General features: G+C 59.8%; 14 protein-coding genes, 1 tRNA gene and 1 pseudogene. 4 read left to right on the top strand and 12 right to left on the bottom strand.

Annotated features, from left to right (window positions below; all coding sequences use genetic code 11):
- Window positions 1-60 precede the first annotated feature (60 nt).
- Complete coding sequence (gene cra, locus ACSPX5_RS27900) at window positions 61-1056, top strand: catabolite repressor/activator (protein WP_169428818.1); 996 nt, start codon at window positions 61-63, stop codon at window positions 1054-1056.
- Window positions 1057-1059: 3 nt separating this feature from the next.
- Entirely contained in the window at window positions 1060-1836 is a 777-nt protein-coding gene (locus ACSPX5_RS27895; protein ID WP_439820663.1) for a TatD family hydrolase, read from the top strand.
- Here the strand turns inward: ACSPX5_RS27895 and ACSPX5_RS27890 are convergent, their stop codons facing one another.
- The 6 genes and pseudogenes from ACSPX5_RS27890 to ACSPX5_RS27865 form a co-directional block, all read right to left on the bottom strand.
- Window positions 1837-2226, bottom strand: a complete 390-nt coding sequence (locus tag ACSPX5_RS27890; RefSeq protein WP_169428816.1) for a hypothetical protein — start codon at window positions 2224-2226, stop codon at window positions 1837-1839.
- 153 nt (window positions 2227-2379) lie between these two features.
- Window positions 2380-3084, bottom strand: coding sequence for a methyl-accepting chemotaxis protein (locus ACSPX5_RS27885; RefSeq protein WP_432760323.1), 705 nt, complete (start codon window positions 3082-3084; stop codon window positions 2380-2382).
- A 153-nt stretch (window positions 3085-3237) separates the two neighbouring features.
- Window positions 3238-3441: pseudogene (locus ACSPX5_RS27880) on the bottom strand (HAMP domain-containing protein); the annotation flags it as partial.
- 1152 nt (window positions 3442-4593) lie between these two features.
- On the bottom strand, window positions 4594-5430 hold the full coding sequence (ampE, locus tag ACSPX5_RS27875; RefSeq protein ID WP_323160056.1) for a regulatory signaling modulator protein AmpE: 837 nt from the start codon (window positions 5428-5430) through the stop codon (window positions 4594-4596).
- Entirely contained in the window at window positions 5427-5987 is a 561-nt protein-coding gene (gene ampD / locus ACSPX5_RS27870; protein ID WP_169428813.1) for a 1,6-anhydro-N-acetylmuramyl-L-alanine amidase AmpD, read from the bottom strand. Before ampD ends, ampE begins: the two co-directional genes overlap by 4 nt.
- A 64-nt stretch (window positions 5988-6051) precedes the next feature.
- Entirely contained in the window at window positions 6052-8238 is a 2187-nt protein-coding gene (locus ACSPX5_RS27865; RefSeq protein WP_323160057.1) for a DUF1631 domain-containing protein, read from the bottom strand.
- A gap of 253 nt (window positions 8239-8491) precedes the next feature.
- On the opposite strand from ACSPX5_RS27865, the gene nadC reads away from it, so the two are divergent.
- Window positions 8492-9340, top strand: coding sequence for a carboxylating nicotinate-nucleotide diphosphorylase (gene nadC / locus ACSPX5_RS27860; protein WP_323160058.1), 849 nt, complete (start codon window positions 8492-8494; stop codon window positions 9338-9340).
- Window positions 9341-9391: 51 nt separating this feature from the next.
- Here nadC and ACSPX5_RS27855 read toward each other — a convergent pair whose 3' ends face one another.
- Window positions 9392-9691: a DUF6388 family protein gene (locus tag ACSPX5_RS27855; protein WP_085685841.1), complete on the bottom strand. Its 300-nt coding sequence runs from the start codon at window positions 9689-9691 to the stop codon at window positions 9392-9394.
- A gap of 276 nt (window positions 9692-9967) precedes the next feature.
- On the opposite strand from ACSPX5_RS27855, the gene ACSPX5_RS27850 reads away from it, so the two are divergent.
- Window positions 9968-10489 carry a hypothetical protein gene (locus ACSPX5_RS27850; RefSeq protein ID WP_439822057.1) on the top strand — a complete coding sequence of 174 codons (522 nt, stop codon included), beginning with the start codon at window positions 9968-9970 and terminating at the stop codon, window positions 10487-10489.
- Between the two features lie 7 nt (window positions 10490-10496).
- Here the strand turns inward: ACSPX5_RS27850 and ACSPX5_RS27845 are convergent.
- The 5 genes from ACSPX5_RS27845 to rbfA all read right to left on the bottom strand — a co-directional run bounded on the left by ACSPX5_RS27845 (window position 10497) and on the right by rbfA (window position 14706).
- A tRNA-Thr gene (locus tag ACSPX5_RS27845) sits at window positions 10497-10572 on the bottom strand.
- Between the two features lie 129 nt (window positions 10573-10701).
- Entirely contained in the window at window positions 10702-12807 is a 2106-nt protein-coding gene (gene pnp / locus ACSPX5_RS27840; protein WP_007953735.1) for a polyribonucleotide nucleotidyltransferase, read from the bottom strand.
- Window positions 12808-13000: 193 nt separating this feature from the next.
- On the bottom strand, window positions 13001-13270 hold the full coding sequence (gene rpsO, locus ACSPX5_RS27835; protein ID WP_085698397.1) for a 30S ribosomal protein S15: 270 nt from the start codon (window positions 13268-13270) through the stop codon (window positions 13001-13003).
- Between the two features lie 115 nt (window positions 13271-13385).
- Window positions 13386-14303, bottom strand: coding sequence for a tRNA pseudouridine(55) synthase TruB (gene truB, locus ACSPX5_RS27830; protein ID WP_007953739.1), 918 nt, complete (start codon window positions 14301-14303; stop codon window positions 13386-13388).
- Window positions 14304-14307: 4 nt separating this feature from the next.
- On the bottom strand, window positions 14308-14706 hold the full coding sequence (rbfA, locus tag ACSPX5_RS27825; protein ID WP_085698395.1) for a 30S ribosome-binding factor RbfA: 399 nt from the start codon (window positions 14704-14706) through the stop codon (window positions 14308-14310).
- Window positions 14707-14709 lie beyond the last annotated feature (3 nt).

Below are 14709 nucleotides of genomic sequence, written 5' to 3'. Positions count from 1 at the left end.
GAATCGGGTAGGATTGGCGAAAATGTCGCGGCAAGCTCGAAAAAACAAGGAAATCCCGGGTTGAAACTCAGTGATATCGCGCGGTTGGCCGGAGTGTCCGTGACCACCGCCAGCTACGTCATCAACGGCAAGGCCGAACAGCAACGCATCAGCACCGCGACTGTCGAGCGGGTGCGGGCGGTGGTCGATCAGCACGGCTTTACGCCCAATCCACAGGCGGCCGGGCTGCGCAGCCGGCATACCCGGACCCTGGGTTTTATCCTGCCGGATCTGGAAAACCCCAGTTACGCGCGGATCGCCAAGCTGTTGGAACAAGGTGCCAGGGCTCGCGGTTATCAGTTGCTGATCGCCAGCTCCGACGATGCACCGGACAGCGAGCGGCAACTGCTGCAACTGTTCCGCGCCCGGCGTTGCGATGCGCTGATCGTCGCCAGTTGCCTGCCGGCCGGTGATGACAGCTACCGCCAGTTGCAGGCCAAGGGTTTGCCGGTCATCGCCATCGACCGGGTGATGGACCCCGAGCATTTCTGCTCGGTGGTCAGCGACGACCGCGAGGCCAGCCTGCACCTGACCGAAAGCCTGCTCGACCCGCAGCCGAAACAGATCGTGCTGCTGGGTGCCCGCCCGGAACTGAGCATCAGCCAGGAACGTGCCGCCGGTTTCAAACAAGCCCTTGCCGGCTTCAAGGGCGAAGTGCTGATCGAGCACGCCGAGTCCTTCAGCCGCGAATGCGGCAAGCAATTGATGGAAGAACTCCTGCAACGCCTCGGGCATTTGCCGGATGCGCTGGTGACCACGTCCTATGTGCTGTTGCAGGGTGTATTCGATGCGCTGCATGACTTCCCGCTCAAATCCCGCCCGCTGCGCCTCGGCACATTTGGCGACACCCAGTTGCTGGACTTCCTGCCACTGCCGGTCAACGCCATGGCCCAGCAGCACCAGTTGATCGCCGACAAGGCCCTGGCACTGGCGCTGGCAGCGGTCGAGCAATCGGATTACCAGCCTGGCGTGCAGGCCATCGCCCGTACCTTCAAGCAGCGTATTCACCGGGACTGAACCGTGGAGCTGATCGACAGCCACACCCATCTGGACTTTCCCGACTTCGACGCCGACCGTGCGGCGTTGCTGGCCGAAAGCCGTGCCCTCGGCGTGCGGCGGATGGTGGTGCTGGGGGTCTGCGAATCCAACTGGCAGCGGGTGTGGGATCTGGTGCAGAGCGATCCTGAGCTGTACGCGGCTTTCGGACTGCACCCGGTGTATCTGGATCAGCATCGGCCGCAAGACTTGCTTGCGCTGGGCGATTGGCTGACACGGCTGCGCGGTCATCAACAGCTGTGCGCCGTCGGCGAAATCGGACTGGATTACTTCATCGAAACTCTCGACCGCGAACGCCAGCAGGTGCTGTTCGACGCACAACTGCAGTTGGCGGCGGATTTCGAGTTACCGGCGTTGATCCACGTGCGGCGCAGCCATGCGGCGGTGATTGCCACGCTCAAGCGATTCAGACTCAAACGCGCCGGCATCATCCACGCCTTCGCCGGCAGCCGTGAAGAGGCGCGGGAATACATCAAACTCGGTTTCAAACTCGGTCTCGGCGGCGCGCCGACCTGGCCTCAGGCCTTGCGTATGCATCGAGTACTGGCGGATTTACCGCTGGGCTCGGTGGTGCTGGAAACCGACTCACCGGACATGGCACCCGCCATGTACCCTGGCCTGCGCAACACACCGGCGCATCTTCCGGCGATCTGCAACGCGCTTGCGGGATTGATGAGTATCAGCGCAGAACAACTTGCCGAGGCCAGCACCGCCAACTGCCGCGAAGTGTTCGGCTGGTAGTCATTCGCCGTGGGCCTTCACCGCGTCGAGCGTCAGGGTCATGTGCTGGCGATGGTGAACAAAACGCATCAGCGCGAAGTAGACGAAAACCACGATCAGTGAAGCATTCAACTGCTCGGTCACGTTGAGCAGCCCGATCCATTCCATCACCAGCGCCACCAGCAACGCAGTACACACCGTCAACGAAGCACTGAAGCGCAACCAGCCCAGCGAATCGAGGGATCTGAAACGTCTGATCTGTTTCGGGCAGCGCAGCTCCAGGGCTTTCTCGCAGTGAGCACAGGTGAACGGTTCATTGATCGCGATGGCATTGAGTTGCCAGGGTTTGAGCAGCAACGTGGTCTGGCAATGGGCACAGCGGCCCTGGACTCCCAGGGTTGCAACAGACATGTGTGGCCTCCTCCAAACGGTCAGTTGGTGTGATCTTGATCCATTGAAGACGAAAAATCAGGGCACGGAGGAAATCAGGAAATTGCTTACAAATGTAAGCAAAGAAGTACTACAAATTATTCCGACAAACCTGCCTCGCGAGAGGCAGGCTGATTAAACCCGGAAGGCGCTGATCAACTGCTTCAACTCAACCACCTGAGCCGACAGGGCGCGACTGGCGTTTTCGGTCTGACAGGCCCCTTCGGCCGTGCGTTCACCGGCGCGGTTGATCTCGACAATGTTCTGGTCGATGTCATGGGCCACAGCGGTCTGCTGCTCTACGGCTGCGGCGATCTGCTGGTTCTGGTCGACGATCATTCCTACCGCACCGAGGATGTTTTCCAGCGCCTGCTGGACCTTTTCCGACTGTCCGACCGTACCGTTGGCCATCGAATGACTGACACCCATGGCCTTCACTGCTGCACCGACCCCGCCGTGAAGCCTGGCGATCATCTGCTCGATTTCTTCGGTCGATTGCTGAGTACGTTTGGCCAGCGTCCGTACTTCGTCCGCCACCACCGCAAAACCCCGGCCCTGCTCACCGGCCCGCGCCGCTTCGATCGCCGCGTTGAGGGCCAGCAGATTGGTCTGCTCGGCGATGCTCTTGATCACCTCCAGCACCCGGCTGATCGACTGACTGTCGCTGGCCAACTGATTGATCACCCGCACCGACTGATCGATCTCACTGGCCAGTGCCGCGATGCTGCCCTGCTGCGACTCCACCAGACCACGTCCGTTGATGGTTTCGTCGTTGACGCTGTGGGCGCTGCTCACTGCAGCCGCCGCACTGCGTGCCACTTCCTGCGAGGTCGCCGACATCTGGTTCATGGCCGTGGCCACCTGCTCGATCTGGCTGCGCTGTCCGGCCACCGCCTGATTGCTTTGCGCCGAAACGTTTTCCACTTGCCCGGCCTGACGCTCGACCTCCCCGACGGTATGACCGACCCGCTCGATCAAGTCATGGATCTTGCGCACCGTGCCATTGAACACCTCGCCCAGTTCGCCCAGTTCATCGCGGCTATGGGCCACGAAGTTGACTGTCATATCCCCGGCCGCGACTCTGTCCATCATCGCGCCAAGACGTTTTAGCGTATTGCGGGTCGAGGCGTAGAAGCCGCCATAGAGGTAGAAGATCAGCACGAATACCACCGACAGCGCCACGGCTTGCAACACCATGTGCGTACGGTTCTGCGCCAGACGTTGCTGCAACTGGGTATCGAGAAATTTCAGGGTGGCTTCGTTGAGCTGATAGGTGCGATCCATCAGCCCGGTGATCTGATCGTAGAAAGCCTGCCATGGGGCATCGAGTGTCTCGGCCACCACCACTTGTTCTTCAAACACTTCGCTGGCCTGTTTCAGCGACGCCTTGCTGGCATCGGCCGCGGGGCTCAGCGAGTCACGCGCAGCCTTGCTCGAACCCAGCGCGTCCTGCAGTTTCAGCCCGTATTCGCCCTGAAGCTTTTCGATCTGCGCCAGCAGTTCATCGAACCGAGTGCTGGAGGAACTGTTGAGAAACCCCTGCCCCAACGAGAAGGAGCCCATGGCCCGGCCTTCGCCGAGGGTCTGAGTGATGGCTGGTGTGATGGCTGTGACCAGCTCGCTGAGTTGGCGGATGTCGCTCTGAGTGTCGCGGCTCAGGCCGGCCTGGCTGGCGATGATCTGGCTGAAGATCTGTGCACTGCCCAGCAGCTTGCCGATCAGCGCGCTTTTGCTTTGCAGGGAGTTTTCAGCTTGCTGGGCCTTGAACGCGGCAATCATTTCATCGCGCTTGGCATCGAAGACCTTGATTTGCTCGGGGTCGTCGGTCATGGCCGCGAGCCCCTGCAGGCGCGCCAGGACGCTTTGCTCCAGACCGGTGATTTGCGACTCGACATTGCCGGCCTTGCCCGACTGGCCGAGGGTGACGTTGATCTGCACCAGGTTATTGAGGGTTTCCAGATCCCGACGCAGGGTCAGGCTGCTGCCCAGCAGGTCGAGGCTTTGCAACTCCACCCGAGTGCCCTGGAATTCGCGATAGGAATCGCGCACCAGATAGAAATTGGTAACCAGCATCGGTACCAGGAACAGCACGCTGATCAGGCTGAACTTCATACCGAAGCTCAGACGGTTCATCAGCGAGACGGCGGGATAGAGCAAGCTCTTCACTGGAAGTCTCCCTTGGTTTTTTCTTGTTTTTATTGGCAGGCGCGGGGCGACAGCAGATAGCCACTATCGGGCGCTATCTCTGTATAGCTCAAATCGAAGGGAGGTTTTGTAACTTAAGGTTAACGGCAAAGATCGCCCGGACGCGGGCTGCGTTCGGGCGACATATTGATCTTCAGGCAGGCATCAGTGGATCAGGACGGTCCACAGGGCAAACCCGGCGTACCACAACACCGCAGCACGCAGCAGCAGCTCCCACAGGCAATCGAGGGTGTTGATGCCTTCCGGGCCGACGACGGCAGGCGGAATCTCTCCGGCGGCCAGGCCGACCTTGTTGATCAGTTGCGCGGCGCTGATGTTCCAGTTCAACAGCTCATGCAGCATGATCCGGCTGACCGCGACAAAGTTGCCGACCAGCGCGAGACTTGCTGCCAACAGGCGCACCGGCACCCAGTCGAAGGCGTGCCGCAATTGCCCTGCCCGCTCGGCCAGCGCCGGGTTTTGCGCGTTCTCTTCTGCCAGGGCCAGCAGGCGATAGCTCAGGGCGGCGACTGGACCGAGCAGGAAGTACCAGAAAATCACTGCGAAAAAACTCTGGTACGCCTGCCACAACAGATGCTGCTGTACCTGCTCCAGCAGTTGCTCGCCGCTCTCGGCGCAGATATCCAGATCGCGCTTGGCCACATGTGCAGCGGCTTGCAGATCCTCACGGCGCCAGGCGTCACGGAACGGTCCGAGGCCGCCGAGCAGATCTCCCCGCCCCAGGCTGTAAATCACCACCAGCAAATGCACCGGCAGGGCCAACAGGCCATAGGCAACCGGCTCCAGCACCACCAGCAGCAGCCCCAGCAAGGCCACCGGCAACAACACCAGAATGACCAGCACCAGCCATGGCCGTTTTGCCAGATTGCCACTTTCAAGCTTGTGCAGTTCGCGGATCCATCCGCCATCGCGTTGAACCCGATGGCGCAGGGCCGAAAACTTCTCGACCCAGACCGCCAGCAGTAACACCAGAAAACTCATTGTCCTTCCTCTTGTGCCAGGGCTGCGCGGTAGCGTGCCCAATCGAATGCCGGGCCAGGATCGGTCTTGCGCCCGGGTGCGATGTCGCTGTGCCCGCAGATACGAGCGCCGGTGATAGCCGGAAATGCTGTTTGCAACTGACGGGTCAGCGTGATCAAGGCCTGATACTGCGCATCGGTAAATGGCAGATCATCAGTGCCTTCGAGCTCGATGCCCACGGAAAAATCGTTACAGGTTTCGCGGCCTTCAAAAATCGACACACCCGCATGCCACGCCCGCTCGAGACAGGAGACAAACTGGGTGACCTTGCCGTCACGTTCGATCAGGAAATGCGCGGAGACGCGCAGGTCGGCAATCCCGGCAAAGTAAGGATGCTCCGTGACATCCAGACGATTCTGGAAAAATTCCTGCACCTTACCGGTGGCGAACTGCGCCGGCGGCAGGCTGATGTTGTGGATGACCAACAGCGAAACTTCGCCCGCCGGGCGTTCATTGAAGTTGGGCGATGGGCAGACCTGCACCCCATGACACCACCCGCTTGCGGGATCCAACTGCATACCGATTCCTTCAACGCCGACTGTGTTGGCGCCCAGTATGCCGCGATCGACCCCCGACGCGCGATCACTTGCCGTTATTGAGCCGTCGCAGATTGCCGAGCACCGACTCCAGCGCGCGGTCGAACAGCAAGGTATCGTCCAGAGCCCGCACCGTGCCCCGGCGGAACTCCATGGCCAGGGCGAGCCGGTTGCGCTCCTGGACCTTCATCCCGGTGCGATCGACGAATACGTACTTGCCGGTGGCCTGAACGATCGCCGCCAGTTTGCAGCGCAAGACGTGCTCGTCATCCTCCTCGAACGCCACCCAGCTGCCCAGGCGCAGCTGATCGACCTGGCGCAGGCTCGCGTCGTCGGCCGGCAAGCGCTCCGGGGTCAGGGTGAGGGCGGCCTCGTCAGCGGTCTGCAAAACGATGGCCCGGGAAACCTCGATCATCGGTGGCAATTCGCACTGATCCACTGCCGGCGTTTCGAGCAAGCGCACATGCAGCCCCTCCAGCTCACTGAAAAACTCGCTGGTGGCAAACGGGTCGAAGGCCGAGCTGCTCAACCCGTCACGCAACGATTTGAGCAACCCCGGCACCAGCGTCAGCAAGCGCAGGCCCGCGTCAGCCTCGGCGTGACGCTGCACACTCCAGATCAATTGTTCCATGGTCTGCACATCGGCCTGCCATTCGGCGGACTGATCGCCGTGCTTGAGACAGGTCAGCAGCAACACTTTGCTCCAGGCCGTCTGCACGAAGGCTACCACCGACGGTGGCAGGACTTTGCCCAGCAGCGCCCGGGTCATCGCTTGTTCGACGCAGACACGCGCCAGCTCGGTTTTCGCCCGGCCCTCTTCAGCGTCGCGCAGGCGTTGCTCAAGCAGTTCACTGCGGCGACGTTCATCGCTGGTGAACGTTAGGAAGTCCGCCAGCAGTTCGGAGAAGATCGCCGGGTCATCAACGAAATCCGTCAGCAGCCGCTGTACCACTTGCTCGATGCGCAAGTACAGGCTGCCCCGTGCATCGCCGTCGCACTCGCCCCAGCCCATGGCCGCTTCGGCGATTTCATTGAGCAGGCGGCGTGCCGGATGACTGCTGCGGCTGAAAAAGCTCTTGTCGATCACTGCGACTTTCAACATGGGAATCTGCAGCCGGGCGATCAACGCCTTGAGGGAGTCCGGCAGATTGCGATCGTCGAGAATGCAGTCGAAGACCATGGCGACGAGGTTGATCACATCCTCGTCGGCCTCTCCGACGACCCGGGATTTGCCGCTTTTCACACTGACCCGGGTCAGCAGTTGTTCAAGCTGGTTGCGCAGGTCGAAGTCTTCCTGCCCCGCCAGCGCCGGCACGTATTGCTGCAAGTGCGACAGCAGGCGCAACAGATCGCGGGTGGAAATCGGCAGGGTCGCCGCGCTGGGCTCCAGAGTCGGCGCCACACTGCCGCGCAGGTGTGACAACAACTCCTGAAGTGCGGCAAAAACCTCCTGTACACCGGCGTCCGCTGGCGCCTGATCGAGATCGTCAAACTCGCCGTCCACGCTGGCCACAGCATGATCCCTGACCCGGCGCGAAGGGGCCGGTTTCAGTTCGGGCAACACACCGGTGGCCACCAGCAGTTGATTGGCTTCAGCGAACAACTGAGCGGTATCAGCCAGTACATAGCGCTCGAACAGTTTGAGCAGAATCAGCTTGACCTTGATCTCCACCCCCAGATTGCGCCCGGCCTGGAGGAAATACTCGCAGAGCATCGCCGGCCCCAGCGGGTTGTGGCGATCATCGAGGGATTTACCCAGCAATGCATTGAGCCGAGCGGTCAACTGATCGAGTGCAAGACCGTCGCGGTTGAGCACCCGACCCACCATGGTCTCGATGGCTACGTTGCGCTCCATGTCGTCGGTACGCGGCGTGGCGTCTTCGTACTGCAATGCATGCGAAACGACGTTTTGGGCAGGATCGGATTGAATGAGACCGACAAAGGCCTCGAAGTATTGCTCGAGAAAGCCGCGCTCGATGTTCTTGCGCTTGAGGCGCAGGTCGCGCATGGCTTCGAAAAAGATGTTCTGCTCGACGTCGTTGCGCGCCCGGTCGGCCATTTCGAACAGAGTGTCGTCGGCGTTATCGAACAGTTCCTGCAGGCCGTTGCGCAGGCGTTGTGCAGCCTTGTCGCGAACCTGAAGCAGAATCACAGGCAGGCGGGCGAGCGGCGAGTGGTTCGCCTGATCGGTAGCAGCCTTGTGCAAAGGCACTACGTTCCCGTCGTTGTGCATCCAAGCCTCCTGAAACGGTGATTTGCCGACGTCAAAGACATGGCGTCAAATGCAAGGCGGATTATCTTGCAAAAGTTGTCTCCGGCGCCAGAGGCGTCAGGGTTTCCCCTAGACGGGCGCACCCTTGAGTGACCGCCGCCCAACGGCTTTCGCTCCATGGAATCGACCAGATGCAGGCAGCCGCGCGGTTCTCGCCTTGGGTTGGCCCGTGCCATGCCCCTATAATCGGGCCACTTAGTTTGTGGAGCCCGTTATGCCGAATCTACGTCTCGCCGATTTGACCGCCGAAATCGAAGCCAACGTGCGCCGTGCGTTGCTCGAAGACATCGGCAGCGGCGACATCACCGCGCAATTGATCCCGGCCGAACGCCTGGCCAAAGCCACCATCATCACCCGTGACGCCGCCGTGATCTGCGGGACAGCCTGGGTCGATACGGTGTTCCGTCAGCTTGATCCGCGAGTCGCGGTGCACTGGCAGGTGCGCGATGGCGAACGGGTTTCGCCCAATCAGCCGTTGTTTCACCTGGAAGGCCCGGCCCGCTCGCTGCTGACCGGTGAACGCAGCGCTCTGAACTTCCTGCAATTGCTGTCCGGTGTGGCCACCCGCGCGCAATACCTTGCTGACTTCGTGGGCGAAACCGGGGTGAAACTGCTCGATACCCGCAAGACCCTGCCGGGTCTGCGTCTGGCACAGAAATACGCGGTGACTTGCGGCGGTTGCCATAACCATCGCATCGGTCTCTATGACGCGTTCCTGATCAAGGAAAACCACATCGCCGCCAGCGGCGGAATTCCTCAGGCCATTGCGGCAGCGCACAAGATCGCACCGGGCAAACCGGTGGAAGTCGAAGTGGAAAGCCTGGAAGAGTTGAAGGAGGCCCTGGCGGCCGGCGCCGACATCATCATGCTCGACGAACTGAGCCTGGACGACATGCGCGAAGCCGTGCTCCTGAACGGCGGCAAGGCGAAACTGGAAGCCAGCGGCGGCATCAACGAAAGCACGCTGTTGCCGATTGCACAGACCGGGGTGGATTACATCTCGATCGGTGCGATGACCAAGGACGTGAAGGCCGTCGACCTGTCGATGCGCCTGAGCCTCTGATTCGAGCGCACAATAAAAAACGCCAGCCCTTTCGAGGCTGGCGTTTTTGTTTCAGACCACCAGATTGTTCATCTCGCAATATTCATCCCACTCGACGCCCAACACTTCGGCCGCTTCCTTGTGCAGTTCCAGGCGTTTGGCCTCGAACTCCTCAGGCGTGCTGGTGTACTTGAGGGTCAACTCCCAAGGTTGCAGGCCCTGGGCTTCGGCTTCGTCTTCGAACGCCCACTGAATCTGGTCCTTCTGATCATCGGGACTGAGATCCTTGATCTCGTCCATCAGCTCAGGCGCATCAAGCTTGTACTTTTCCAGCGCTTGTTCGTGGCGTTGCTCTTGAGTTAACTCGGTCATGGCGTTCTCGCTGATCGTAAGAATGGAAGATGGATGTGGATCATCAAGGATCTCTCTGACGCGGATTGTCCGGCCTTCGGAACCATTCGGGATCATCTGAAAACTGCTGGGCGATGCTCATGCAGACAGCGAATATAGGACGTTTGGCGAGCGAATTACACGGGTCTTTACATCTCTCCCACAAAAAGTTGACCGGGGGAACATAAATCGCCTTTCCAAGTCATAGCCATGTGCCACATCGGCACTCACCTTCGCTGTTCACAAGGAAACCCAGTGATGCGCAGCTTTTCGAAGATTTCTCTTGTTGTGTCCGCCACCGCTTTGACTGTCCTCTTGGGCACCCTCGCCCCTCTGACCAGTGCAATGGCAGTTGAACTCAGTGGCAGCAGCCCTTCCTATGGCGACGAGATCTCCGCCATTCACAACGATTTCGGCAAAGACGTGGTAATCAAGAGCGGTATCGGTGTCGATGAACTGAAAAAGATGCGCGACACCGTCAACGATCAGTCGCGTCAGATCGAAGAGCTCAAACGCAGCAGCGGTTCCAGCTCGAGTTCCAGCGGCAGAGAGATTGATGATCTGAAGAGCAAGGTCAAGGAACAGGAGCGCCAGCTCGATACGCTCGGCCGTCAGGTCGAAGACCTCAAGCGCAACAGTGGCTCCAGCTCAAGCTCAAGCTCAAGCTCAAGCTCAAGCAACAGCGAAATCTCCAGCCTGAAGCAGAAGCTCAACGATCAGGATCGCGCGATGGATCAGCTCAAGCGGACCGTCGAGGAGTTGAGCCGCAAGGTGAAATAAGGGGAAGTGGTGCCCGAGACAGGAATCGAACCTGCGACCTTCGCGTTACGAGTGCGCTGCTCTACCGGCTGAGCTACACGGGCGGTGGGCTAAACCTAGCACTGGTCTTGCAGGTCGGCAACTTCGCCGAATGACTCGATATTTCACGGACAAAAAAATGCCCCGCCGTTTTCACGGCGGGGCATTTTTATTGCGCTAAAGCTATCGGGTGATTAAACGCCCGAAGCCTTGGCCGCTGCCACGTCTTTGATGGACAGTTTGATACGGCCGCGGTTGTCCACGTCCAGTACCAGCACTTCCACTTCCTGGCCTTCTTTCAGGATGTCGGTCACTTTTTCTACGCGAGCGTCGCTCAGCATCGAGATGTGAACCAGACCATCCTTGCCTGGCAGGATGTTGACGAACGCGCCGAAGTCGACGATGCGCTCAACCTTGCCGACGTAGATCTTGCCGATCTCGGCTTCTGCGGTGATACCCAGAACGCGCTGACGTGCTGCTTCAGCCGCTTCCTTGGTTTCGCCGAAGATCTTGATCGAGCCGTCGTCTTCGATGTCGATCGAAGCCTTGGTCTCTTCGCAGATCGCACGGATGGTCGCGCCACCTTTACCGATAACGTCACGGATCTTGTCGGTGTCGATCTTCATCGCGATCATGGTCGGAGCGTTGGCCGACAGTTCGGTACGCGACTGGCCGATGATCTGGTTCATCTGGCCGAGGATGTTCAGGCGCGCTTCCAGGGCTTGGCCCAGAGCGATTTCCATGATCTCTTCGGTGATGCCCTTGATCTTGATGTCCATCTGCAGCGCGGTCACACCTTTGGCGGTACCGGCCACTTTGAAGTCCATGTCGCCCAGGTGGTCTTCGTCACCCAGGATGTCGGTCAGAACGGCGAATTTCTCGCCTTCTTTAACCAGACCCATGGCGATACCGGCAACCGGTGCCTTCATCGGAACACCGGCGTCCATCAGGGCCAGGGAAGCGCCACAAACGGAAGCCATCGAGCTCGAACCGTTGGATTCGGTGATTTCCGATACCACACGGATGGTGTACGGGAATACGTCAGCGGCTGGCAGCATGGCCGAAACCGAGCGACGGGCCAGACGGCCGTGACCGATTTCGCGACGACCGGCGCCACCCATGCGACCACACTCGCCCACCGAGAACGGAGGGAAGTTGTAGTGCAGCATGAACGGGTCTTTCTTCTCGCCTTCCAGAGTGTCCAGCAGTTGTGCGTCACGGGCGGTGCCCAGCGTCGCGACCACCAGAGCCTGGGTTTCGCCACGGGTGAACAGTGCCGAACCGTGTGTCTTCGGCAGAACGCCGACTTCGATGTTCAGCGGACGTACGGTGCGGGTGTCGCGACCGTCGATACGTGGCTTGCCGTTTACGATGTTTTCACGAACGGTGCGGTATTCGATTTCGCCGAAAGCGGCTTTGACGTCGGAAGCCGAAGGTTGGCCTTCTTCACCGGACAGCTTGGCAACGACCTGGTCACGCAGCTCGCCCAGACGCGCATAACGGTCGGCCTTGATGGTGATGGTGTAAGCCTGGGAGATCGCTTCGCCGAACTCGGAGCGGATAGCGGCCAGCAGCTCGGTGGCTTCTGGAGCAGGCGCCCAGGTCCAGGTTGGCTTGGCAGCTTCGGCAGCCAGTTCTTTTACAGCGTTGATCACGACCTGGAACTCGTCGTGAGCAAACAGTACCGCGCCCAGCATCTGGTCTTCGGTCAGCTCTTTGGCTTCCGATTCAACCATCAGTACAGCGTCCGAAGTACCGGCAACGACCATGTCCAGGCTCGAGGCAGCTTGCTGCTCGTAAGTCGGGTTCAGCAGGTAACCGGTGCTTTCGTGGAAAGCAACGCGAGCGGCGCCGATCGGGCCGTCGAACGGAATGCCGGAGATCGCCAGGGCAGCCGAGGTACCGATCATCGCAGCGATGTCCGGATCGGTCTTCTTGCTGGTGGAAACCACGGTGCAGACAACCTGCACTTCGTTCATGAAGCCTTCAGGGAACAGCGGACGGATCGGACGGTCGATCAGTCGGGAAGTCAGGGTTTCTTTCTCGGAAGGACGGCCTTCACGCTTGAAGAAACCGCCAGGGATCTTGCCGGCAGCGTAAGTCTTTTCCTGGTAATGAACGGACAGAGGGAAGAAGCCCTTGCCCGGATCGGCTTGCTTGGCACCGACTACGGTCACCAACACGCTGACGTCGTCGTCAACGGTGACCAATACTGCGCCGGAGGCCTGACGGGCGATACGGCCAGTCTCGAGGGTAACGGTCGACTGACCGAACTGGAATTTTTTGATTACCGGGTTCACGGTGTCCTACCTTCTTTGTGGCTCTTGGGGGAACTGGTTTCTTGCGAAATTCTTGGGCAACGTCGGGAATCGGCCCGCTGATTGTCCGGGTAAAACGGTAGTTCAGATAAAACTTGAGGCTGGGAGCCTGCCATGCGCCAGCGGGAATCCCGTTGACGCAAGACAGACAACCAACCTCTAGCGCAATCGCTGATTAGCGACGCAGACCCAGGCGAGCGATCAGAGCGCTGTAACGGCTCAGGTCCTTGCCTTTCAGGTAGTCCAGCAGCTTGCGACGCTGGTTAACCATGCGGATCAGACCACGACGGGAGTGGTGGTCTTTACCGTTGGCCTTGAAGTGACCTTGCAGTTTGTTGATGTTGGCGGTCAGCAGTGCAACTTGCACTTCTGGCGAACCAGTGTCACCAACAGCTTGCTGGTAGTCAGCTACGATTTGGGCTTTTTCTTGAACGTCGAGAGCCATGAGGCAATCCTTTTATCAGGAAACCGTTTCAGAAACGGTTTCAACAGGCCAGGGACAAATCCCTGTATCTATAAATGAGTAGTGACCGCGCCTGTTAACAGCCACACTCGTTCGGTCATTCTGACCGAATCAGTCGACGCGGCGCGATCCGCCCGTCTTCGCTCACTTCACCGATACCGATGAAGCGACCGTTATGATCCTGTACCCGCACCATGCCGAACTTCGGAGCATCCGGGGCACGTACCGGCTGGCCGTTGAGCCAGTAGAACGCGCTCGCTTCCGAGAACTGCAGCAGTGGCCAATCCTGCAGGCCGCTGTCCGATGGCATCAGGAAGCGGTCGACCGCTTCGTTGCCGCCTTCGGCATGTACCGCTTCCAGCTCTTCGAGGGTCACGGTCTGCGCCAGGGTGAAAGGCCCGGCCTGGGTACGGCGCAATTCAGCGACGTATGCACCACAACCGAGTTGCTCACCGATATCCTCCACCAGGGTACGAATATAGGTGCCCTTGCTGCAATCCACCGCCAGACGCGCAGTATCGCCTTCGAAGGCCAGCAATTCCAAGCGCGCAATAGTAACAGAACGCGGTTCGCGCTCCACTACTTCGCCTGCACGGGCCAGCTTGTACAGCGGCTGGCCATCACGCTTGAGAGCGGAGTACATCGGCGGTATCTGACTGATTTGACCGCGAAATTTCGGCAGGACCGCTTCAATGTCGGCCTGACCAACGGTCACCGGACGCTCCTGCAAAACCTCGCCTTCGGCGTCTGCCGTGGTGGTGGTCTTGCCCAGTTGCGCCAGGGTTTCGTAACCCTTGTCGGAATCAAGCAGATACTGCGAGAACTTGGTCGCCTCGCCAAAGCACAGCGGCAACACGCCGGTAGCCAGTGGGTCGAGACTGCCGGTGTGACCGGCCTTCTCGGCGTTGAGCAGCCAGCGAACCTTCTGCAACGCGGCGTTGGAGGTAAACCCCAGCGGCTTGTCGAGCAGGATGATGCCACTGACGTTACGACGGATACGTTTGACCTGAGCCACCGAGTTACTCCTTGGTGTCTTCGGGTGCAGCAGTTTCGTGCTGACTGTCTTCGGCCACCGCTCGCTCGATCAGAGCCGACAGGTGCGCGCCACGGGCGACACTTTCGTCGTAGTGGAAGTGCAATTGAGGCACGCTGCGCAGCTTCATTTCACGAGCCAGCTGCATGCGCAGGAAACCGGCGGCAGCATTGAGCACCTTGATGCTTTGCGCGATATCTTCGGCGTTGTCCTGCCCCATCACGGTGATGAAGATCTTCGCGTGACCAACGTCACGGCTGACATCAACAGCGGTAATGGTGACCAGGCCGACACGCGGATCTTTGACTTCACGACGGATCAGCTGGGCCAGCTCACGCTGCATCTGATCGCCGATTCGTTGGGTACGGCTGTATTCTTTTGCCATGAT

Origin of the sequence: Pseudomonas sp. HLG18, assembly GCF_051903985.1 — a bacterium.
GTDB lineage: Bacteria > Pseudomonadota > Gammaproteobacteria > Pseudomonadales > Pseudomonadaceae > Aquipseudomonas > Aquipseudomonas fluorescens_BT.
The sequence above is the reverse complement of the archived record's forward strand: the minus strand, read 5'-3'. Positions and strand labels throughout refer to the sequence as shown.